The 1,856-nt window shown below is 32.4% G+C and carries 1 protein-coding gene; it reads left to right on the forward strand.

Going from position 1 to position 1,856, the window contains the following annotated elements; all coding sequences use genetic code 11:
• Positions 1-1,856, forward strand: a 1,856-nt coding sequence (locus H2684_RS12220) for a glutamine synthetase (protein ID WP_182089677.1), incomplete at both ends; no start/stop codon positions are given.

The raw sequence follows: 1,856 nt of genomic DNA on the forward strand, positions 1-1,856 counted from the left end.
ATGTTAAAAGATTTAATTTATACAATATCAAAAGATAATCATACTGAAAAAGCACTTAAGGAAATTTTAAATTCACACCCTGAAATAAGATTTATATCAGCAGTAGGTGTAGATCTATGTGGTAATAATACTGATGAAAAAATACCTATAAAGGTTTTTTTAAATGATATAGAAGGCTTTTTAAATGGAGCAATTCAAACAGATGGTTCCTCTATAGTTCTTCCTGGAATTGCCACTTTGGATAATGCAAAAGTTGATATGATTCCGGATCCAGATGTAAATTGGTATGTAGACTACAATCCAGACAACATTGATCCTGAAACAGGAAAACCTGTTGGTACTCTTAGAATACCTTGCTTCCTATATCACAGCAACACACCAGTGGACTCAAGATGTGTACTTAAAAACTCTATAGAATATTTAAAGTCAACTCTTTTGGATCTATTTAAAAAATATCCTGATTCCCTATCTTCAATTGGTGTAAAATACGATGACATAAAAGACATAGTTGGAACATCTGCAACTGAACTTGAATTCTGGGTAAATACTCCAAACAACAAGCCTGAAGTTGAAGACTTATCAACTTCCCAAGTATTAAAAGAACAATATTGGGCAAGAACAAAAGGTGCCGTAAAAACTGCTCTTGAACAGTCACTTATGACAATGGAGCTCTATGGATTTGAACCTGAAATGGGTCATAAAGAAGTTGGAGGAATTCAGGCAAAAGTAGATAAAGATGGTAATTATAAAATAATGGAACAACTTGAAATTGATTGGAAGTACTCCACATCAGTCCAATCTGTTGACAACGAGGCATTTATAAAAAATATAGTGGAAGAAACATTTAAAGCAAATGGACTTAACGTTACATTTAAGGCAAAACCTGTAGAAGGCATTGCAGGAAGTGGAGAACATACTCATATTGGAATTGCACTAGAACTTAAAAATGGCAAAACAGTAAATCTATTTTCATCAGATAAAAGTTTCTTAAGCATATTTGGATATGGTTCTATAATGGGAATACTTAAAAATTATGAAGTTTTAAATCCATTTGTTTCTTCAACTACTGATTCACTTAGAAGACTAAAACCAGGTTTTGAAGCACCTGTATGCATAGTAACTTCTATAGGACGTTCAGTTGACATACCTTCAAGAAACAGATCCGTACTTATAGGTGTTGTTAGAGAAACTGGAAATCCTCTTGCAACAAGATTTGAATTAAGAGCACCTAATCCAAATACAAATACTTATATAGCTCTAGGAGCACTATATCTTGCTATGACAGATGGTATAGAATATGCTGTGAAAAATAATAAAACTGAAGATGAACTTCTAAAAGAGCTGTCAAAGAAAAAGGGAGAAGCTGCAGATTACCTTGAAAAAGACAGAGAGTACAGAAGCGAAATTGACGTATTTGAATCATATACTGATGAAGAAAGAGAAGCTCTATTTGGGAAAGCTCCTGCTACAGTTTACGAAAACTTTACTGCACTTAATAAATATCCAGAAAAAAGAGCTGTACTTACAAAAGGAGATGTACTAAAAGATAAGTACATAGAAAGTTTTAAAACAGCTTATATAGAAAAATGGATAGTTGAATTGAATCACAGAGTTATAAATAAGTACTCTAAGGAAATAAGATCCTTTAAAATGCTTCATTCAATAGACAAAGCCCTAGATATAGACGTTGCAAATTGGATGAAAATAGATGATTTAAGACATGAACTCATGAAAGATTCCTACAGCAATAAGAGTCTTTTCACAAAGATAAAACAAGCTGTTGAAGAGAAAGATTACAAAAAGGTATCAGATCTTCAAATAGTTATAGAGAAAAAAATGGCTGAACTTAGAGCTTT

Origin of the sequence: Clostridium sp. cel8 (assembly GCF_014050525.1) — a bacterium.
Classification (GTDB): domain Bacteria; phylum Bacillota; class Clostridia; order Clostridiales; family Clostridiaceae; genus Clostridium_B.